17 protein-coding genes are annotated in these 20,024 nt (G+C 47.0%); 15 read left to right on the top strand and 2 right to left on the bottom strand.

What is annotated here, in order from left to right:
- Position 1 precedes the first annotated feature (1 nt).
- The 11 genes from K0I73_RS17270 (at position 2) to K0I73_RS17320 (ending at position 9,896) form a co-directional block, all read left to right on the top strand.
- Positions 2–730, top strand: a complete 729-nt coding sequence (locus K0I73_RS17270; RefSeq protein WP_220062258.1) for an outer membrane lipoprotein carrier protein LolA — start codon at positions 2–4, stop codon at positions 728–730.
- Positions 727–3,123, top strand: a complete 2,397-nt coding sequence (locus K0I73_RS17275) for an MMPL family transporter (RefSeq protein ID WP_220062259.1) — start codon at positions 727–729, stop codon at positions 3,121–3,123. The genes K0I73_RS17270 and K0I73_RS17275 overlap by 4 nt, the downstream gene beginning before the upstream one ends.
- On the top strand, positions 3,120–4,361 hold the full coding sequence (locus K0I73_RS17280; protein ID WP_220062260.1) for an NAD(P)/FAD-dependent oxidoreductase: 1,242 nt from the start codon (positions 3,120–3,122) through the stop codon (positions 4,359–4,361). Before K0I73_RS17275 ends, K0I73_RS17280 begins: the two co-directional genes overlap by 4 nt.
- Entirely contained in the window at positions 4,358–4,981 is a 624-nt protein-coding gene (locus tag K0I73_RS17285) for a DUF3261 domain-containing protein (protein WP_220062261.1), read from the top strand. The genes K0I73_RS17280 and K0I73_RS17285 overlap by 4 nt, the downstream gene beginning before the upstream one ends.
- 33 nt (positions 4,982–5,014) lie before the next feature.
- Positions 5,015–6,202 (top strand): beta-ketoacyl-[acyl-carrier-protein] synthase family protein, encoded by a 1,188-nt coding sequence (locus K0I73_RS17290; protein WP_220064438.1) that lies wholly within the window; start codon positions 5,015–5,017, stop codon positions 6,200–6,202.
- A 4-nt stretch (positions 6,203–6,206) separates the two neighbouring features.
- Positions 6,207–6,713, top strand: a complete 507-nt coding sequence (locus tag K0I73_RS17295) for a hotdog family protein (protein WP_220062262.1) — start codon at positions 6,207–6,209, stop codon at positions 6,711–6,713.
- Positions 6,713–7,441, top strand: coding sequence for a 3-ketoacyl-ACP reductase FabG2 (locus K0I73_RS17300; RefSeq protein ID WP_220062263.1), 729 nt, complete (start codon positions 6,713–6,715; stop codon positions 7,439–7,441). Before K0I73_RS17295 ends, K0I73_RS17300 begins: the two co-directional genes overlap by 1 nt.
- Positions 7,441–8,682 carry a beta-ketoacyl-ACP synthase gene (locus K0I73_RS17305; RefSeq protein WP_220062264.1) on the top strand — a complete coding sequence of 414 codons (1,242 nt, stop codon included), beginning with the start codon at positions 7,441–7,443 and terminating at the stop codon, positions 8,680–8,682. Before K0I73_RS17300 ends, K0I73_RS17305 begins: the two co-directional genes overlap by 1 nt.
- A gap of 133 nt (positions 8,683–8,815) precedes the next feature.
- On the top strand, positions 8,816–9,271 hold the full coding sequence (locus tag K0I73_RS17310; RefSeq protein ID WP_220062265.1) for a GNAT family N-acetyltransferase: 456 nt from the start codon (positions 8,816–8,818) through the stop codon (positions 9,269–9,271).
- Between the two features lie 119 nt (positions 9,272–9,390).
- Positions 9,391–9,732, top strand: a complete 342-nt coding sequence (locus K0I73_RS17315; RefSeq protein ID WP_220062266.1) for a rhodanese-like domain-containing protein — start codon at positions 9,391–9,393, stop codon at positions 9,730–9,732.
- On the top strand, positions 9,729–9,896 hold the full coding sequence (locus K0I73_RS17320) for a hypothetical protein (protein WP_220062267.1): 168 nt from the start codon (positions 9,729–9,731) through the stop codon (positions 9,894–9,896). Before K0I73_RS17315 ends, K0I73_RS17320 begins: the two co-directional genes overlap by 4 nt.
- A 219-nt stretch (positions 9,897–10,115) precedes the next feature.
- Here K0I73_RS17320 and K0I73_RS17325 read toward each other — a convergent pair whose 3' ends face one another.
- On the bottom strand, positions 10,116–10,709 hold the full coding sequence (locus tag K0I73_RS17325; protein WP_220062268.1) for an FMN-dependent NADH-azoreductase: 594 nt from the start codon (positions 10,707–10,709) through the stop codon (positions 10,116–10,118).
- Between the two features lie 279 nt (positions 10,710–10,988).
- On the opposite strand from K0I73_RS17325, the gene K0I73_RS17330 reads away from it, so the two are divergent.
- The 4 genes from K0I73_RS17330 (at position 10,989) to K0I73_RS17345 (ending at position 16,502) form a co-directional block, all read left to right on the top strand.
- On the top strand, positions 10,989–11,561 hold the full coding sequence (locus K0I73_RS17330) for a DUF4397 domain-containing protein (RefSeq protein WP_220062269.1): 573 nt from the start codon (positions 10,989–10,991) through the stop codon (positions 11,559–11,561).
- 222 nt (positions 11,562–11,783) lie between these two features.
- Entirely contained in the window at positions 11,784–14,207 is a 2,424-nt protein-coding gene (gene plsB, locus K0I73_RS17335) for a glycerol-3-phosphate 1-O-acyltransferase PlsB (protein WP_220062270.1), read from the top strand.
- On the top strand, positions 14,207–15,466 hold the full coding sequence (mtr, locus tag K0I73_RS17340; protein ID WP_220062271.1) for a tryptophan permease: 1,260 nt from the start codon (positions 14,207–14,209) through the stop codon (positions 15,464–15,466). The genes plsB and mtr overlap by 1 nt, the downstream gene beginning before the upstream one ends.
- Positions 15,467–15,722: 256 nt before the next feature.
- Positions 15,723–16,502: a VOC family protein gene (locus K0I73_RS17345; protein ID WP_220062272.1), complete on the top strand. Its 780-nt coding sequence runs from the start codon at positions 15,723–15,725 to the stop codon at positions 16,500–16,502.
- A gap of 384 nt (positions 16,503–16,886) precedes the next feature.
- On the opposite strand, the gene K0I73_RS17350 is transcribed toward K0I73_RS17345, so the two are convergent.
- Positions 16,887–20,018: an efflux RND transporter permease subunit gene (locus K0I73_RS17350; RefSeq protein WP_220062273.1), complete on the bottom strand. Its 3,132-nt coding sequence runs from the start codon at positions 20,016–20,018 to the stop codon at positions 16,887–16,889.
- Between the last annotated feature and the right edge of the window lie 6 nt (positions 20,019–20,024).

Raw genomic sequence — 20,024 nt, forward strand, 5'->3', positions numbered from 1 at the left:
GATGACTAGGCTGCTCACCACTCTTCGACTGCCGATACTCGTTTGCTGGCTATGCACACTGAGTCTGTATAGCAATGCGGCACAAAGCCCCTCTTTTGAGGCTCTTTTTAACGCCAAAGTAAACAATGTCCAGCTTGAGCGGCTCGCAAAACAGTTAAATATAGGTGAAAGCGCCCAGGGTCACTTTACCCAGTACCGTTATCTAAAGGTACTTAAGCAGCCTTTGATCAGCCAAGGTGAGTTTATTTTCAAAGAACAATTGGGCTTGGCTTGGCTGCAACATAGCCCATTTGAAAGTGCACTCATATTGACCCAAGGCAACTTAATACAGATCGATAGCGACGGCAATAAGCAGCTGACTCAGGCAAGCGACAATCAAGAGGCCAGTAACTTAGCACAGATGATGCCGACCTTGATGAGCGCGCTTTTAAAGGGAAATATCGCCCCACTCGCCGAGCAATTTAGTCTTCATCTTGTTGAAGGTGAACAGGGTTGGCAACTAGGGCTAATCCCCCTAGATTCGCTTTTAGCTAAAGCGATGAGCGGCATTGTTTTGCAGGGCAGTCATCAACTAGACAGCTTGACGTTACTCAGTAGTAACGGCGATCGCAGTCAAATAAAATTTGAGCAACTGAACAATGCGCCACTCAGCGACAAGCAGCTAGATTATTTCTTGGATGCTACGGCCACTGAATCTGTAACCTCGCCAGAATCCTTAACCACGCCATGATCGCCCTTCTTAGCTATCAACTTAACCGACTATCGGTAAATAGTAGACTGGGTATTTGGTTGCTGTTACTACTGATGGTCACAGTCTTGGGCGCGATCCAGTTGCAACAAGGAGCCAAGATCCAAAGCGACATCCTCGCTATGTTGCCTAAGCTACAAGAGGAGCCATTAACCCAGAGGGCCATCAGTCGAGTCGAGCAGCAGCTTGCCGATAGGCTCTATATCGCGCTAATCACCAAAACCAAAGCTCAAGCGGTCACTGCCGCTCAGCAGCTTATCGATGCATTACACCAGTACCCAGACATTTTTACTCAAGTAAAGAGTGCCGATATCGATAGCGCCCAATCGTTAAATCAGTTCTATTTCCCCTATCGATTTAAGTTGCTGACAGAGCAGCAAAGAGCCCTGATTGAAAATGGACAAATATCGAGATTAGAGGCAAATGCGTTATCCCAGCTTTACAATGCCTTTGGATATGCCAATAGCAGTCTACTGAGCCAAGATCCCTTATTACTCTATCCAGACAATTTAAAGGCACTGGCACCAAGCCAGCGTTTGCATAGCGCCCAGGGAATATTGCTCACCTCTGTCACCGACGAGTCGGGAAACATGAAGCACGCCGCTATCGTGATGGCAAAAGGCGTAGGTAGCGCCTTTAACCCTGACGTACAACAAGCGCAAAATACCACCTTAGATAATGCGCTCAGCGAGGTCACGGTACACTTAGGCAAAGACGCGCAATTGGAAGTACTCAAGGCTGGGGCACTATTTCATGCTAGTGCGGCAACTGAGCAAGCCAAAGCCGAAGTATCTACTCTTGGGTTAGCCTCTCTCATCGGTGTCATTGCCTTAGTTTGGTTCGCCTTTCGCTCTGTTTTTCCGTTAGTGATAGCCAGCCTGACCATCGCCACCAGTTTATTATATGCAACGGTTTCGACTCTGTTTATCTTTGGCGAGCTCCACCTACTTACCTTAGTTTTTGGTACCAGCTTGATAGGCATAGCTATCGATTATAGCTTTCATTTTTACTGTGAGCGGCTCAGCCATATCGATGATTCAGCAACAGATTCGGTCAGTCATGTATTCCCAGCTGCCTTATTAGCGCTGCTGACCACGGTTTTAGCTTACCTAGGGATAGGGCTCACGCCGTTTCCAGGTATGCAGCAAGTGGCGGTTTTTTGCGCCGCTGGGCTTATAGGGGCATTTTTAACCCTTGTGTTTGCCTATCCAAAGATCGCCAACAGCAGCCTAACACCTCGTCCTCGGCCACTTAATTGGGCAACCGCTTACTTAACTTGGCTAGCAAAACTCAAATACGCCAAGCCAAGCCCCCTTGTATTCGCCACGCTTGGGACACTTTCCTTGGCAACGCTGATCGGTTTATGGCAACTCGATATCGATGACGACATTCGTTCTCTACAGCAAAGTCCTGATAAGGTGCTCAAGCAGGAAAAAGCCTTACGTCAACTACTTAGCGGTGGTACCGACAATCAGTTTCTATTGGTCAGAGGCGATAGCCCACAGCAACTATTACAAAATTTAGAAACACTCACCACTCCACTTAACAAACTTAAACAAGATGGTGTCATTGGTAATGCTATTAACCTGGCCAGCTATATTCCTAGCCATGCAAGGCAACAAGATAACTACCGACTGCAAGAATTGATCTATAGCCAAATAGATAAGTCACTGAGCCGATTGGGGCTAGATGAAACACTTGCCCTAGAGATAAAACGCCAATATGCACTGAGCCAAGATCTGTTCATTGAACCAGAGGCTTTCCTCAATTCCCCAGCGGGTCGCCTATTTACCCCACTTTGGTTAGCACCAAAAGACAATGAACATCAATATGGCGCAATAGTCTTGCTTGGTGGGATCAAAGATCTAAACCAGCTGCAAACAATCATTACCCCGATAGCCCATACCCAACTGATAGATAAGGTCGCTGATATCTCCAAGGTGATGGCGAAGTACCGAAGCCTCACCTTAGGTCTACTGGTTCTCTCCTTGGTGATCGCTGGTGCGATATTCTCGCTGCGCTTTGGATTTAAGCTCGCAATGCGAGTGACTGCCGTCCCTGCCTTGGCTGCAATAATGACGCTAGCGATGCTTGGACTATTTGCCTCCCCCTTAACCCTGTTTCATGCACTCGCTCTGATCCTAGTCTTTGGCATTGGGGTGGATTACAGCCTGTTTTTCGCCGAAAGCAAACAAGGCAGAGGAGTGATGATGGCGGTATTTATGTCAGCTTGCTCCACATTATTGGCGTTCGGCCTGCTGGCCTTTAGTCAAACGCCAGCGATTCATTACTTTGGCTTAACATTATTGCTCGGCATTGCAGTCACCTTCTTGCTCTCGCCGTTTATTTACACTTTTACAAGGATTGACAAGTGATACCAACAACTCATTATGATGTGGTTATTATTGGTGCAGGCCCCTCCGGTAGCGTCGCAGCAAGCTTATTACACCAACAGGGAAAGCGAGTGTTAGTGATAGAGAAGCAGCTGTTTCCCCGTTTTTCTATCGGCGAAAGTTTACTCCCCTGTTGCATGCAAATGCTTGAAGAAGCCGGCATGGCCCAAGCGGTAAATGATGCGGGTTACCAGTTTAAAAATGGCGCGGCGTTTAACTCGAAAGGCCGTTCAATTTTGTTTAATTTCACTGATAAATTTACCCCTGGCCCTGGCACTACTTTCCAAGTTGAGCGTGGCCACTTTGACAAGTTGCTAGCCGATACCGCCGCACAGCAGGGAGTCGAAATACGTTACGGCGAAACGGTTACCGCTGTCGACCTCACCGATAAACCCAGATTATCGGTTCTCGATGCGAATAATGAACCTTATCAAATTAGCGCCGAATACTTGCTCGATGCGAGTGGTTTTGGTCGAGTACTTCCCCGCTTGTTAGATCTTGAGCGACCATCTAACTTAGCCAGTCGCACCGCGGTATTTACCCATATCGAAGACAATATCGATCAGGTCGAAATGGATGACTATCAGTTTGATCGCAATAAGATCCTCATCAGTGTTCATCCTGAAAATCGTGATATCTGGTATTGGTTAATCCCCTTTAGTGGGGGCCGCTGCTCACTTGGCGTCGTCGGCGAACCTCATCTACTGGGCGATCTTAATGAAGATTTAGATATAGTATTGATGCGCTTAGTGAAGCAAGAACCTCGCCTAAAGCAGCTGCTTTCGAAAGCAAAAATTGTACGCGACTGTGCACGTATCGAAGGTTATTCGGCCAATGTCAGTACTCTAGCAAGTGACAAATTTGCTTTACTCGGTAATGCGGGAGAGTTCCTCGACCCAGTATTTTCATCAGGTGTCACCATCGCGATGCAATCAGCCTCTATGGCCGTTAAATGTGTAGTCAAACAACTCAATGGCGAAGTCATCGATTGGCAAACGGATTACGCGAAGCCATTGATGCGTGGTGTCGATACTTTTAGAACCTACGTAGAAGCTTGGTACGACGGCCGCTTCCAAGATGTGATTTTTTATGAGTCACCCAATCCCAAGATCAAACAGATGATCTGCTCTATCTTGGCAGGCTACGCTTGGGATGAAAATAATCCATTTGTGACTGAATCGGAGCGACGCCTCAATATGATCGTTGAGCTCTGCCAATGACAAAGCACAGCTTGATTCGCTCTCTCATACTCCTATGGGTTGTTATCGGCATGAGTGGCTGCGCTCAACATCTGCAACGACAAACCTGTATGACTTTGGCAACAGATCTTGATTACTGTCTCGCGCCTCTGCTACAAAATAGTCAACACTCACAGAGCCAAAGAGTTAATTTAGACGTCGATGGCAAGCGTCACCAACTCATGAGCCAACTGGAGTTAAGCCCTGAGCAGCTAACACTTGTTGGTTTAGCCCCCTTAGGACAAGCCCTGTTTACCTTGACCTTCGATGGTGAGCTGTTAAATAGCGAACAGAGTCTGTTACTTGGCGACCAATTTAAGGCCGAGTATCTGCTCGGTTTGCTGCAATTAATCTATTGGCCCCTTGACGATCTAAATCGCCATTTACAAGGAGGCATAATAACTTCACCCGCCTGCGAAGCGATGATGTGTAGAAAACTATATGCTAGTGGCGATATAGGTGGCAAAACCAATGGCAGTGGCAGTGGCAGTGGCAGAGAGATTGTTGATATTCGCTACAGTAAGCAATCCCTATGGCAAGCGAACATAGTGCTCACCCTAGCCCAAGCTAAACTTACGCTGAAGATAACACCGATTGAGTAGCGATTTCGCGACCACTGAAGAAGAATGGATACGATGACAGAGATAGCGATCACCCACTTGGGACTATGTACGCCGCTAGGACAAACTCCAGAACAAGTCTTGACCCATCTACTTGAAGGAAACACCGATGGCATGCAATGGCGCGATGATCTAATCCCTAACACTCAGGTGTTAGTTGGCCAAGTCGACGCGGTTTTACCCGAGATCCCAGAGCATTTTAAACGCTTTCGCAGCCGTAATAATCAACTATTACTCGCAGCAGCTCAGCAGATTGAGCAGCAGGTTGAGCTTGCAAAAACTCAATATGGCACTGAACGGATTGGCATCATATTAGGCACGAGCACCTCAGGGATCGCAAGAGGCGAAAATGCACTGGCTTATCGAATGGAGCATGGCGTTCTGCCAGATGACTACCTCTATTCCAAACAGGAGTTAGGCAATAGCTGTGATTTCTTGCAGCATTATTTCGAGCTTTCAGGCCCTTGCTATACAGTGTCCACGGCATGCTCCTCCAGTGCAAAAGTGTTTGCTAGTGCCAAGCGCTTATTGAATGCTGGTGTATGCGACATGGTCATAGTCGGCGGTGCCGATAGTCTATGTAAACTCACCTTAAATGGCTTTCACTCACTAGAATCTATCTCTAAAGGCCATTGTCAGCCCTTTAGTATTAATCGAGATGGCATCAATATTGGCGAAGGTGCAGCCCTTTTCACCTTAGTGCGTGGCAAGAGCGAAATCATGCTGGCTGGCGTGGGCGAATCGAGCGATGCACATCATATCTCGGCGCCACATCCAGAGGGTACTGGCGCCATCGCCGCCATCGAAATGGCACTAAAAGACGCCAACATAGATGCCTATCAAATTGACTACATCAACTTGCATGGTACGGCTACCATGAAAAATGATGCTATGGAAAGTCGAGCGCTGGCTAAGGTGTTTGGTCAATCCTTACCAATGATGAGCTCGACTAAACCCTTAAGTGGTCATGCGCTTGGCGCTGCAGGGGCCATTGAAGCCGCGTTTTGTTTCTTGCTACTATCTAAACTCAACGTTACTGGCAGGATGCCGCCGCAACTGGGTGACCATCTATGGGATGAAAATAACCCCCTATTGCCCTTCGTCCAATCAAATATGCACACTAAATTAAACTATATTATGAGTAACTCTTTTGCCTTTGGCGGTAGTAATGCCAGCGTAATTTTTTGCCGAGGGACGATCTAAACCTATGAGTCAATCTATAACAATGGACTATCCACTAGCCCATCTCGATGTAGCCGAGTTCATCCCTCATCGCGCGCCGATGATATTGATAGACAACTTACTGGAACATCAAACAGATACCTTGCTAACCGATGTTTACATTAGTGCACAAAGCGCTTATTTCGATCCTGCGACTCAATCGGTTCCTAACTATGTTGGGATTGAGTATATGGCACAGAGTATTGCAGCATTAGCTGGAATAGAAGCAAAAGCCAAACAGGAACCGATTAAGATAGGCTTCCTGCTCGGTACCCGCAAACTCAAGCTCGATATCCAAGCGTATAAGCACGGCGAACACTACCAAACCCGCGTCACCCGTTTATATCAAGAAGATAGCGGGCTCGCCGTGTTTGATTGTCAAATTGTACATAACAATGAAGTTGTGGCGCAGGCCAACGTTAATGTATTTCAGCCTCAAGATACACAAGCCTACATATCGGACAGTATCCAAGGCCAAGAGGAAGAAAAGTAATGACCAATAAACGAATACTCGTCACAGGCTCCAGCCGCGGTATAGGCAAAGCTATCGCGCTCAAACTCGCTCAAACTGGCTATGATATTGCACTGCACTTTCACAGTAATCTGCCAGCAGCACAAGCGACACAGGCGGAACTTGAATCTTTAGGCGTAAACGTCAGCTGCCTACAGTTTGATGTCGCCGATCGCACAGGCGTAAAAGCCGCCATCGAAACGGATATTGAACAACATGGCGCCTACTATGGCGTGGTATTAAATGCGGGGATTAACCGTGATACCGCCTTCCCAGCAATGACCGAAGATGAATGGGATAGTGTGGTTCACACTAATTTAGATGGCTTCTACAATGTTATTCACCCCTGTACCATGCCGATGATCCAGACGCGTCTGGGCGGCAGAATTATCACTATGGCATCGGTTTCTGGCATTGCAGGCAATCGCGGTCAGGTCAACTATAGTGCCTCGAAAGCGGGCATTATCGGTGCGACGAAAGCACTAAGCCTAGAGCTAGCCAAACGAAAAATTACCGTCAACTGTATCGCTCCTGGCCTTATCGAAACCGACATGGTTGCCGATATTCCCAAAGATATGGTTAAAGAGATGGTGCCAATGCGCCGCATGGGTAAACCAGAAGAGATCGCTGGACTGGCAAATTTCTTAATGTCTGAAGATGCTGCCTACATTACCCGTCAGGTGATCTCAGTAAACGGCGGGATGATCTAATGGCGCATTCAACAAGACGAGTGGTTATTACTGGCGTTGGTGGCGTTACGGCCTTAGGTCATGATTGGCCAACGATTGCGGCGAATTTGAAAGCACAAAAGAACTGCGTAAAAACCATGCCAGAATGGGATCTGTACGATGGGTTAAACACCCGTCTAGCGGCTCCTGTCACCGACTTTGAAAAACCAGCTCACTACTCTCGTAAGAAAATTCGCTCCATGGGACGTGTGTCACTAATGGCAGCTTGGGCGAGCGAGAAAGCCTTAATCGATGCAGACTTATTCGACTCGCCAGTGGTCACTTCGGGCGCAATGGGAATCGCTTACGGCTCCTCAACGGGCAGTACCGATCCCATTATTGCCTTTGGCGACATGCTTAAAGAAGGTGATATGTCTGGCGTCACCGCAACTAGTTATATTCGAATGATGGCGCATACCACAGCGGTCAACGTCGGGGTGTTTTTTGGTCTAAAAGGACGCGTACATACCACTAGCAGCGCTTGTACTTCAGGTAGCCAAGGAATTGGTTATGCCTATGAGGCGATCAAATATGGCCAACAAGATCTCATGTTAGCTGGCGGCGGTGAAGAGCTTTGCCCTACAGAAGCGGTGGTGTTCGATACCCTATTTGCCACCAGCACGAAAAATAGTACGCCAGCGCTAACACCCAGTCCTTTCGATAGCAACCGAGATGGGTTAGTCATAGGCGAAGGAGCCTGTACTCTTGTGCTCGAAGAACTTGAGCACGCCAAAGCACGAGGTGCCAAGATATACGCTGAATTAGTCGGTTTTGGTACTAACTCCGACGGGCTCCATGTCACTCAACCCAATGCCGATACCATGGAAGTCGCCATCCGATTGGCCCTAAAAGATGCCAAGCTTGAACCTGACGCTATCGGTTATGTTAATGCCCACGGCACAGCAACCGATCGTGGTGATATCGCTGAGACCCAAGCCACAGAGGCGGTATTTGGTCAACACATGCCAATCTCTTCACTCAAAAGCTACACTGGCCATACCCTCGGCGCCTGTGGGTCACTCGAAGCTTGGATTTCTATCGAGATGATGAATGCAGGTTGGTTTGCGCCAACCTTGAACCTCTCTAATATAGACCCAGCCTGTGGCAAACTTGACTATATCCAAGGCGCGATTCGTGAGATCGATACCGATTATGTGATGACTAATAACTTTGCCTTCGGTGGCATCAATACATCGCTTATCTTCAAAAGATGGCGTGACTAATCCCAATCAGTTAAATCATCTTTAATACCGCCGCTCGTCGGCGGTATTTCCACTGCAATCATTACGACCTTTTTCTCTTTGGCATGTGCCTTGCTAAATCTATAACGATACCCCGCACTATTTGGAGCTATTTATGCAGTTCGTTCTAGGTCTTATAAGCAACGCCAATGTGGTACAACTTCTACAACAACATAGCGACGATATGTATGCTACTTCGCCAGCTGATAGTGTCCACACCTTAGATATACAGGCGCTGTCACAACCTGACATTCGTTTTTGGACATTATGGGATGGCGATCATCTTGCTGGCTGTGGGGCGCTAAAACGTTTAGATAAATACCATGGTGAAATAAAGTCAATGCGAACTGCAAATGCCTATCGTCAACAAGGACTTGGAACGCAAATATTGCACCATCTAATAGCAGATGCCGCACAACTTGGGATCAATCGTGTCAGCCTAGAGACGGGCTCTATGGCATTTTTTACCCCAGCGAGACGGCTATATCAAAAATCTGGATTCCAACTTTGCCAGCCTTTTGGCCACTATCATTCCGATCCTAACAGCGTATTTATGACGAGAGCCTGTTGAGCGGCGAAGGTAAGCAAAAAGCTCATCCTCGCTTATGGTGGTTAAACCTGAGCTTGCACTCAAACATCAATTAGAATAATCTTATTGAATATTTTCTAATTGATGTTTGAGGTAACACAATGTTTCAATCTATCTTAGCTAAACTTTCTGGCAGCCAGTCGTCTGAAAATTGTTGGCAACTTATCGAGCAAGGTGCAAACGTGATTGACGTTCGCTCACCAGAAGAGTTTGCTCAAGGTCACCTACCTCAAGCAATCAATGTTCCGTTAGCACGATTAGATCATTGGCTAGGCAATCAAAAAGATAAGCAGCAAGCCTTTGTATTGTATTGTGGTGCGGGTATTCGGGCACAAAAAGGCTGTGACATACTGAGAGCCAATGGCTTTGAGTGTGCGATCAACGGGGGATCGTTAAAAGATCTACTCTGTTGCCAACCGAACCAGCCCAAGGCTTTATTATGAACACCACAGCCAAAGATAAAACAGTTCAGCCTGAGTTAACGGCACCGCAATGCAGCAAAGCGCAATTTAGGTTTAGCGCTAACCGCCATTTAGCAAGTCATAAGGTACGCTACGTTGAAACCAGCAGTAACAGCCAAGACTGCAGCTTATGTGAATTGACCTGAACTCAGGTTAAATTAATACCAATCAGTATGGCAACTTGAACGACAAAAACTGAAAGAAAATAGCGCTATTCAAACTGACAACCCAAATAGCGCTCTACCGACAAATAATAGGGGTTTGTTGGTAAGCCTTAAAGATAGGCTCGAAATAGATGATGAAAAAAGAAACTGACGTTAACTAAGCCGATAGCAAATCAACGGTGACCGGCTTATTACAAACGGTTAAGCAACTAGCTGGTCAATGGTTTGTTTAGCCGAATTGATCCCTTGCTCAGTCGCCTCAGGTCCCATATTCAAAGCTTCTGCGTAAACCGTATCAACATTATCTATGCCGATAAAACCAAGCACTGTCTTTAGATACGGCACAACATGGTCGGTTACACCACCTTTATGAACACCACCACGAGTCGTGACTAATACGGCACGTTTACCTTCAATCAATCCTTTAGGACCGGTTTCTGTGTAGGTAAAGGTGATGCCTGCACGGGCAATGAGATCGATCCAGTTTTTCAACTGAGTGGGGATATTAAAGTTATACATTGGCGCAGCAATCACAATGGTGTCATGAGCTTTTAACTCGGCAACAAGTTCATCTGACAGAAATAACGCTTGTTGCTGTTTTTCCGACAAATCATCACCACCTCTTAATGCCATAGCAATCTCGCCATCGAGTATCGGCAATGGGTTTTCCACCAAGTCACGTACAGTCACTTGCGCGCCCTGATTTTGCCAATGTTGCTGCAGATGCTCGACTAACTTAGCCGATTGTGAATAGTCACCCAAAATACTCGATTTCAATACTAAAACGTTAGCCATAACTCACCTCAAAACAGGATTAATGATAAACAATGGAGTAAGTTTATATATCGATTAATCGAAACAAAAGCGCATTAAATGCGATAAAAGATACCAAATAATCGAACTATAAGGCTAGTAATAGAGTAGCAAGGTCAATGCGGAAATAGCTTAATTCAGTTGCTGAATATTTTTATTAAGCCTAAACACCTGACGATTATTAAGGAAAGTCTAATAAAATGGATATACCCTGCACTACTCTTCAGTTCAATGCCAAATGCATGGACTGGAGATTCCTACGTGGCGCTCTTGGTCGCACTTAACGAGGCCCATCTGGTAGTGCTAGACAAAATGGCTAGCAGCGATGTAAGAGTGGTACATGGTGTTGCCAATGCCCCTGCAGTCGATGTGTTTCTCGATGGCGCAGCGACTCCCGCAGTGGATATGCTAGCCTTCGGTGATGTAACGGGTTATCTCAATGTCCCAGAAAGTGATCACACAGTTACTGTTGCCGCAGATGCCAGCAATAACGTGATTGTGATCGATGAAGCCCCAGTTACCCTAACCGCAGGCCAAAGTTATAGCGTATTGGGTGTCGGCTCACTCGGTGATGACGCCATTCAGCCTTGGGGGTTAATGGAAAATCGCCGCGCCGTGGTAACTAAAGCTAAGCTCAATGTGGCTCATGCTTCTTATTCTGCCGGTAACGTCGATATCTATCTCACCCCATCAGGCACCAAAACAGTCGCCATTGGTCCACTTAATGTCGGCTTAGCCGCAGGTGGATTATACGGTGTGGCAACCGTCGATGGGCAAGGTGGCGGTGCACCGCTTGGCGTTATCCTAACGGATGATTTTATTGCCAATATGTAACCACACGCTTTCAAATACCGGGGTCTGACAGTTCTAAAGCTTGATCAGAATCGTCTATCAAAGAGGAGTAACAGCGCCATTTTTGGCGCTGTTTCATTTTAATTAACTTAACAGCTGAGATTTAGCCGTACTTTACCAAAGCGTGATGCGCAAATTAGGGTTTGCTGGTGATTTTCTGGTATTCTATGCAGTTATTAAAAATGACTCTATGCATAAAGAATAATGTCAAAACAAGACTCTCTTTGGTTTAAATCATTACGTTGGATCCAAAAGCAATTAGTGCACACTATTGTGGTACCGCAGGATCCTTTTGATGATCTCAATTTAGACTCCGATAGACCGCTGGTCTACGTGATGAAAACGGAATCGATCAGTGATATTGCCGCACTGAGTGAGATCACAGACAAACTCGGTTTACCTAGCCCCTATGTTTCACTTGAGGTTGGCGGTGAAACCGCGCCACGAGTAGTCTGTCTCGAGGGCAGCAAGCCGTTATTAGGTAAGCGTGAAGGTAACCAGTATTACCTAGACAGCTTCACTCGCTTGTTAAGCGCCCATAAACAACAGCCTGAACTGGACATTCAATTGGTGCCCGTCAGCTTATATTGGGGCCGCACCCCAGGCAAAGAAGATGACACCATGAAAGCGGCCGTGTTGGAGCGAGAAAACCCAACTTGGCTTCGAAAATGCCTGATGATCCTATTCCTAGGCCGTCACAACTTTGTGCAATTCTCCAATGCGATGTCATTGCGTTACATGGCCGATGAACATGGCACTGATAAACGTATTGCGCAAAAACTTGCCCGAGTTGCACGAGTCCACTTCCGTCGCCAACGTAAGGTGATGACAGGGCCACAACTCCCTAATCGCCAAAACCTGTTTCATGCCCTGCTAAAATCAGAGTCGATGAAAAAAGCGATTCAAGAAGAGGCGCAAAACAAGAAGGTTTCAGAAGAGAAAGCACGCGAAACCGCGATGCAGTATCTCGATGAGATTGCAGCCGATTACTCAGACAGCTTAGTGCGTATTGCAGAGCGTTTCCTAACTTGGCTTTGGAATAAGCTCTATAAAGGCATCAATATCAAGGGCGCAGAGCTGGTCCGGCAGCTACACCATGATGGGCATGAGATCGTCTATGTGCCTTGCCATCGCAGCCATATGGACTACCTGTTACTCTCATACATCCTTTACTATCAAGGTATGGTTCCACCTCATATTGCCGCGGGTATTAACCTCAATTTCTGGCCAGCGGGCCCCATGTTCCGTCGTGGCGGTGCCTTCTTTATTCGCCGTAGCTTCCGAGGAAATAAGCTTTACACCGCAGTGTTTCGCGAATATTTAGATCAACTGTTTGCTAAAGGTTACTCTGTAGAGTATTTCACCGAAGGTGGACGTTCGCGCACAGGCCGCTTACTTGCCCCCAAAACGGGCATGATCGCCATGACACTCAACAGCGTGTTGCGCGGCGTCGAGCGTCCAGTAACATTGGTCCCCGTCTATCTAGGCTACGACCATGTAATGGAAGTGGCGACTTACCACAAAGAACTTAGTGGTAAGAAGAAGAAAAAAGAGTCAGTTTGGCAGGTTTTTGGTGCCATTCGTAAACTGGGTAATTTCGGTCAAGGTTATGTTAACTTCGGCGAGCCCATTACTCTGCACAACTTCCTCACCGAGCAGGTACCAGACTGGCGCGAAGAGCTAGCAAAAGACCCAGAGCAAAAGCCAAGCTGGTTAACGCCCGTGGTCAACACCTTAGCGAATCGCGTAATGACCCGTATCAACGATGCAGCGGCAGTGAGCTCTGTCACCTTAACTAGCTTAGTATTGTTAGCATCTGAACAAAATGCACTCGAACGCTCTCTGCTTGAGAAGCAACTCGATCTCTACCTAACACTATTAAAAGAGTTGCCCTATACCGAATTTGCTTCTGTCGTCGAAGGTGATGGTGCCAAACTCGTCTCTCAAGGGCTTGAACTGAAAAAATTTACCCTAGAGAGCGACTCATTAGGCGACATCATCTCTATAGATGAAAATATCGCGGTGGCGATGACCTATTATCGCAATAATATTATTCACCTCATGGTGGTTCCCTCATTAATTGCCAGTTGCTTGACTCAGCAAGAGCAATGCTCTCGCCAAGAGATCATCGATACCGTTAATGATTTCTATCCGCTGTTGCAGGCAGAGTTATTTATGGGGATTGAAGATGTGCCAGCTTACGTGGAAAAGCTGCTGGATCTATTCATCGAGCAAGGGCTAATCCTTGAATCCCATCGCTTTAGTGTCAATCCAGAGCGATTGAACCAACTGCTATTGCTCGCAGGTAGTATCAGCGAAACCATGCAACGCTATGCGATTATTTTCAATATTTTGGCCGCCTCACCTAATATTGAACGCTCGTCGCTTGAAAGTGATAGCCATCAATTAGCCCAACGCTTAGGGGCTCTACACGGTATTACCGCACCTGAATTCTACGATAAAAAACTTTATGGCACCCTCAGCGTTAAACTTAAAGAGCTAGGCTACTTGTCTGATAATGCTAATAAAGAGGATGTGCAACGTATTCGTGCCCGCGCGAATCAATTATTACGCACATCAGTAAAACAAACTATCGTCGATAGCGTGGCTGCGGAGCATAACGACTAATGGCCAATCATATGAATGCGGCCAAGAGCGCCGCTTCTGGCAAATCATTATTAGGCGGAGCGATGATCATCGCCGGTACCGCCGTGGGCGCTGGGATGTTTTCTCTGCCTGTTGTGGGTGCGGGTATGTGGTTTAGCTACTCACTCTTGATGATGATGGGCGTATGGTTTTGTATGTTGGTGTCTGGTCTATTATTGCTAGAGACTAATTTACACTTTGAACCCGGGGCCAGCTTCGATACCTTAACCAAAGATACCTTGGGGCAGTTTTGGCGCATAGTAAATGGCCTTTCCATCGCCTTCGTCTTGTATATCTTGGCTTATGCCTACATCAGCGGCGGTGGTTCTATTGTGAATCACAGTCTGACAGGCTTAGGTATAGAACTGCCACAAAGTATTGCTGGCTTGGTCTTTGCGCTAGGGCTAGCGATCATTGTATTTATTAGTACCAAGGCCGTAGATCGTATTACGACAATAATGCTCGGCGGTATGATAATTACCTTCTTCCTCGCTATCGGTAATTTACTCATAGATATAGAACCAGCTAAGCTATTTGTGCCCGATGGTGAAGCGACCTACCTGCCCTACATGTTAGCGGCGATTCCATTTGGTCTAGTCAGTTTTGGCTACCACGGCAATGTTCCCAGCCTAGTCAAATACTATGGCAAAGACTCAAGGACGATTGTTAAAGCGATCACCCTTGGCACCCTCATCGCGTTCGTGATCTATGTGTGTTGGTTGATGGCGACGATGGGCAACATTGCTCGTAGCGAGTTTGTCGACATTATAGCGAAAGGCGGCAACATGGGAGTGCTGGTTGCAGCGCTTTCCGATGTGATAGCAAGCGACTGGCTCACCACCATGCTAACCCTGTTTGCTAACCTGGCTGTTGCCTCATCATTTTTGGGGGTCACTTTAGGTCTATTTGATTATCTAGCGGATCTATTTGGTTTCGACGAGTCACGTAGCGGCCGTCTTAAAACCGCTGCGGTAACCTTTTTACCGCCAACTTTACTTGGATTGTTATTTCCAAATGGCTTCTTAATCGCCATTGGCTTTGCCGCGCTTGCGGCAACAATTTGGGCGGCCATTGTCCCGGCATTAATGGCTTATAAAGCCAGAAAGATGTTCCCAGACAATCAGGGCTTTAAAGTTCCTGGCGGTACGGCGGTGATTGCAATTGTCATAGCCTATGGCTTGCTCACTGGCGCCTGTCATCTATTGGTGATGGCCGACCTACTGCCCGTTTACGGCTCCTAGTCACACCACACCAACTAAAAAGGCGCTCAATGAGCGCCTTTTTGTTTTCAACCCTAAACATCGACTTCGGTAGGTCATTTTTACTACCTCTTTAATCTAATCGGCGCACATCTCATGACGCCAAAACAGTTTTATCACTCGATATATGAATGTATTAAGCAGTGAAGAAACGGATCGGCGTAGACAGATACCCAAAAGCAGACTTAACTTAACCTTAACTTATATTAAATGAGATTTTATAGACAAGGATACCTACATGAAAATATCGCATTATCAGCATGGTAGTCCCTGCTGGATTGAGCTAGCGAGCCAGGAGGCCGCCTCAGGTAAACACTTCTACGCAGCACTCTTTGACTGGCAGCTCAAAGATATGCCGATCCCTGAAGGCATCTATACCATTTTTGCCATCGACAATGACGATATTGGGGCCATGTACCAACTCCCCGAAACATCACTGGAACAGCACGTACCGACGCACTGGGGGATCTACTTTGCTGTAGACGACCTAAATGCCACCCTCGCAACCATAAAAGCCCATGGTGGTAAGGTCATAATAGGACCTCATAGTGTTGGTGAGGCGGGACAGATGGCGCAATGCCAAGATCCAGAAGGTACGACTTTCTCCCTCTGGCAAGCTGGGCAGCATATCGGCTCCATTCGTAAAGATGAGCCTAATAGCTTATGTTGGGTCGAACTTGCTTGTCGTAAGCCTGACGTCAGCAGAGCATTTTATAGCAAGGTGCTCGGCTGGTTGCCGCAAATCACTCTAATGGATGACTTTGACTACTGTGAATGGCTTGTTGGCGATACTGCAATAGGCGGCATGATGGAGATGACGTCAGAATGGGGCGACACGCCTTCGCACTGGATGCCCTACATCATGGTTGAAAACTGTGATGCCACGGTAGCTAAAGCGACAGAGATTGGCGGGAAAGTCTGCGTGCCTCCGACAGATATCGCCGAAGTCGGGCGTTTCTCGGTGTTAAATGATCCACAGGGCGGCGTCTTCTCTGTGATAAAACTATTCTCTCAATAAGCGGGAAACGCATTGTAGCACTAACGACTGATTATTCTTCTAAGTAAAGCGAGTACCATTGTATTTAAACATCTTTCTGGTTAATTTTACCGGTTCTATTACTCGAAAAATTACTCAAAAATCAGGGATGTTAACAATGCTAAAAAAATGGATACTGGTTCTTCTACCTACATTATTAATCGGTGCGGCAGGTTGTGCATCAACCAGTGATGCAGAAAATCAAACCGATGATCAATCGGTAACTAAAACGAGCAAAGATTGCCAAAAAGTAAGAACAACTGGTAGTCGACTTAGTCGTTGTAATAGATAAAAAGATTCAAAGTATAGAATAGCGCGACAAAGCCAAATACCTTGTCGCGCTATTTTTTTCATCGATTTAGCTAGCTACTTATCCAAGCTTCGTCCATAGATCAGCAGATATAGGGCTGGTAGCACAAACAGTGACAATAGCGGCGCAGTGATCATCCCTCCGACCATGGGCGCAGCAATTTTCTGCATGACATCATTACCCGATCCAGCTCCCCACATGATGGGCAATAAACCGAAGAAGATGGTTGCAACTGTCATCGCCTTAGGACGAATACGCATCACGGCACCTTCGATAAGCGCCGCCTTAAGATCGCCTACCGATTCATACCCGCCAGTATCTTTGCGGTGAGCAATCGCATTGTTGAGGTAGACCAACATGACCACACCGAACTCTGCCGCAACACCTGCCAGCGCGATCATACCAACGGCAACCGCAACCGACATATTAAAGTCCAGCAGATACAACAGCCATGTGCTGCCGACCAAAGCAAACGGCAAGCTGAGCATGATAATTGAGGCCTGTAAGGTTGAGCCAAAGGTCATCATCAACAAAATAAAGATCACCCCTAAAGCCATTGGGATCACTTTTTTGAGCTTAGCATCCACGCGTTGCATATATTCATATTGCCCAGCAAAGTTATAGCTATAACGCGCCGGAACCACCAGCTGCTGCGACAATGCCGATTTAGCTTGATCTATATATTCACCGATAGAGATCCCTTCAATATCAACAAATACCCATGAGATTAAACGTCCATTTTCACTCTTAAGCATGGGCGCGCCATCGGTTATCTCTATGTCGGCCAGATTACGCAGTGGCAGATAATGGCCAGACTTGGTAATAACGGGTAACTCTCTGAGTTTCTCAATATTGTCACGCAAGGCACGCGGGTAGCGCAGATTAATCGGGTAACGCTCGGCTCCCTGCACCGACTCGCCAATCTCCATGCCACCAATTGCGTAACGCACCACATCTTGAATATCGGTCAGCGTCATGCCATACCGAGAGGCAACATCAAGTTTTGGGGTTATATCAATATAACGCCCACCACCAACACGCTCAGCATAGGCCGACTTAGTGTTCGGTAACTGACTTAATATCGCCTCAATATCGGCGCCGACTTTTTGTAACTCGTTGACATCGGCCCCAGTAATTTTAATCCCCACGGGAGTCTTAATCCCTGTCGATAACATATCGATACGGGTCTTAATCGGTTGTACCCAAGCATTGGTTAATCCAGGGACTTTGACCGTTTTCTGCAACTGGTCAATCACATCTTTCAATTCGATGCCTTCGCGCCACTCCTCACGAGGTTTTAGCATAATAGTGGTTTCGAGCATGGTTAATGGTGCTGGATCTGTCGCCGTTTCCGCGCGCCCCACCTTGCCAAATACCCGTTTGACTTCCGGCACAGTCTTAATCAGCCTATCTGTTTGCTGCAATACCTCAGCCGCCTTACTGGCACTAATACCTGGCAGAGCCGTCGGCATATAAAGCAAGTCCCCCTCCTCCAACTCAGGCATAAACTCACTCCCCATATTAGTGACGGGATACCAAGCACTAAGCAGGGCAACGAAAGCGAGGATTAAGGTAATCTTAGGAAAACGAAGCACCAAATTAAGCGAAGGCTTATAGATAGCGATCAAGACTCGGCTGATGGGGTTACTGGTTTCTTTGGGGATATTCCCGCGGATAAAAAAGCCCATCAAGATCGGCACTAAAGTGATCGATAACACGGCCGCTGCGGCCATAGCGAAGGTCTTAGTGTAGGCCAAGGGACTAAACAGCCTTCCCTCTTGCGCCTCGAGTGAGAATACAGGTACAAAACTCAAGGTAATGATCAATAAAGAGAAAAATAGTGCTGGGCCCACTTCAATCGAGGCCTTAGAGACGATATCCCAATGCTCTTTATTATCGGGAGCACGTTGGTGCTCGTCTTTAAAATGCTCCAAGTGCTTGTGCATATTTTCGATCATTACAATCGCGCCATCCACCACGGCACCAATCGCGATCGCAATCCCCCCTAGGCTCATAATATTGGCATTCACTCCCATCTTATTCATCACGATGAATGCGATAAGGATCGACAGTGGCAAGGTAATAACGGCCACTAAGGTTGAACGAGCATGCAGCAAAAACAGCAGACAAACGATTCCCACGACAACCATCTCTTCTACGACTTTATGGAATAGGTTTTCCACCGAGTTTTCGATTAAATGGGATCTATCATAAGTAGGGACGATCTCAACACCTTGAGGTAACCCTGCTTTAAGTTGCTCGAGCTTAGCCTTAACGGCATCTATGGTTGCCAAGGCATTTTCGCCATAGCGCATCACAATAATGCCGCCGACCACTTCACCCTCACCATCTAGTTCGGCAATCCCACGGCGCGAAGCGGGCCCTTTACGCACGGTAGCCACATCCTTTAGCAGTAATGGGGTCCCCGATGGACTGGTTATCCCCAGCGGGATCTCGCGAAAGTCTTCTAATGTCTGCCGATAACCTTTAGCGCGCACCATGTATTCGGCTTCGGCCATTTCGATAACGGAACCACCTGCTTCGGTATTCGATTTTGAGATGGCATTCTTGATAGTGGCAATATCGAGTCGATAGATCGCCAATTTGTCAGGTTCGACCACAACTTGATAGGTTTGCTCCATACCACCAACCGTAGCCACTTCCGATACCCCGGCGACGCTTTGTAGCTCAAGCTTTAAGTACCAATCTTGTAAGCTTTTTAGTTGTGATAGGTCGAGACTGCCGGAACGATCGACCAAGGCATATTCATAAATCCAACCAACTCCCGACGCGTCAGGCCCCAACGAAGGCTGGATCCCTTGAGGTAAACGGCTGCTCACTTGGCTTAGGTATTCTAATACCCGCGAACGCGCCCAATAGATGTCGGTGCCATCTTCGAAAATGACATACACATATGAGTCTCCAAAAAAGGAGTAACCCCGTACAGTTTTAGCGCCAGGCACGGCTAACATCGCCGTCGATAATGGGTAAGTGACCTGCTCTTCGACTAACTTAGGCGCCTGACCAGGAAACGGCGTCTTAATGATCACCTGCACATCAGACAGATCTGGCAGCGCATCCAAGGGAGTATTTCTGAGCTCTTGTACGCCCCACACAGTGATCATTATGGTGATAATGAGCACCATCAGTCTCTGGCGAATGGAGGCTTCAATAATCTTCTTTAACATAACGCC

The organism is Shewanella mesophila, from assembly GCF_019457515.1.
Classification (GTDB): Bacteria; Pseudomonadota; Gammaproteobacteria; order Enterobacterales; family Shewanellaceae; genus Shewanella; species Shewanella mesophila.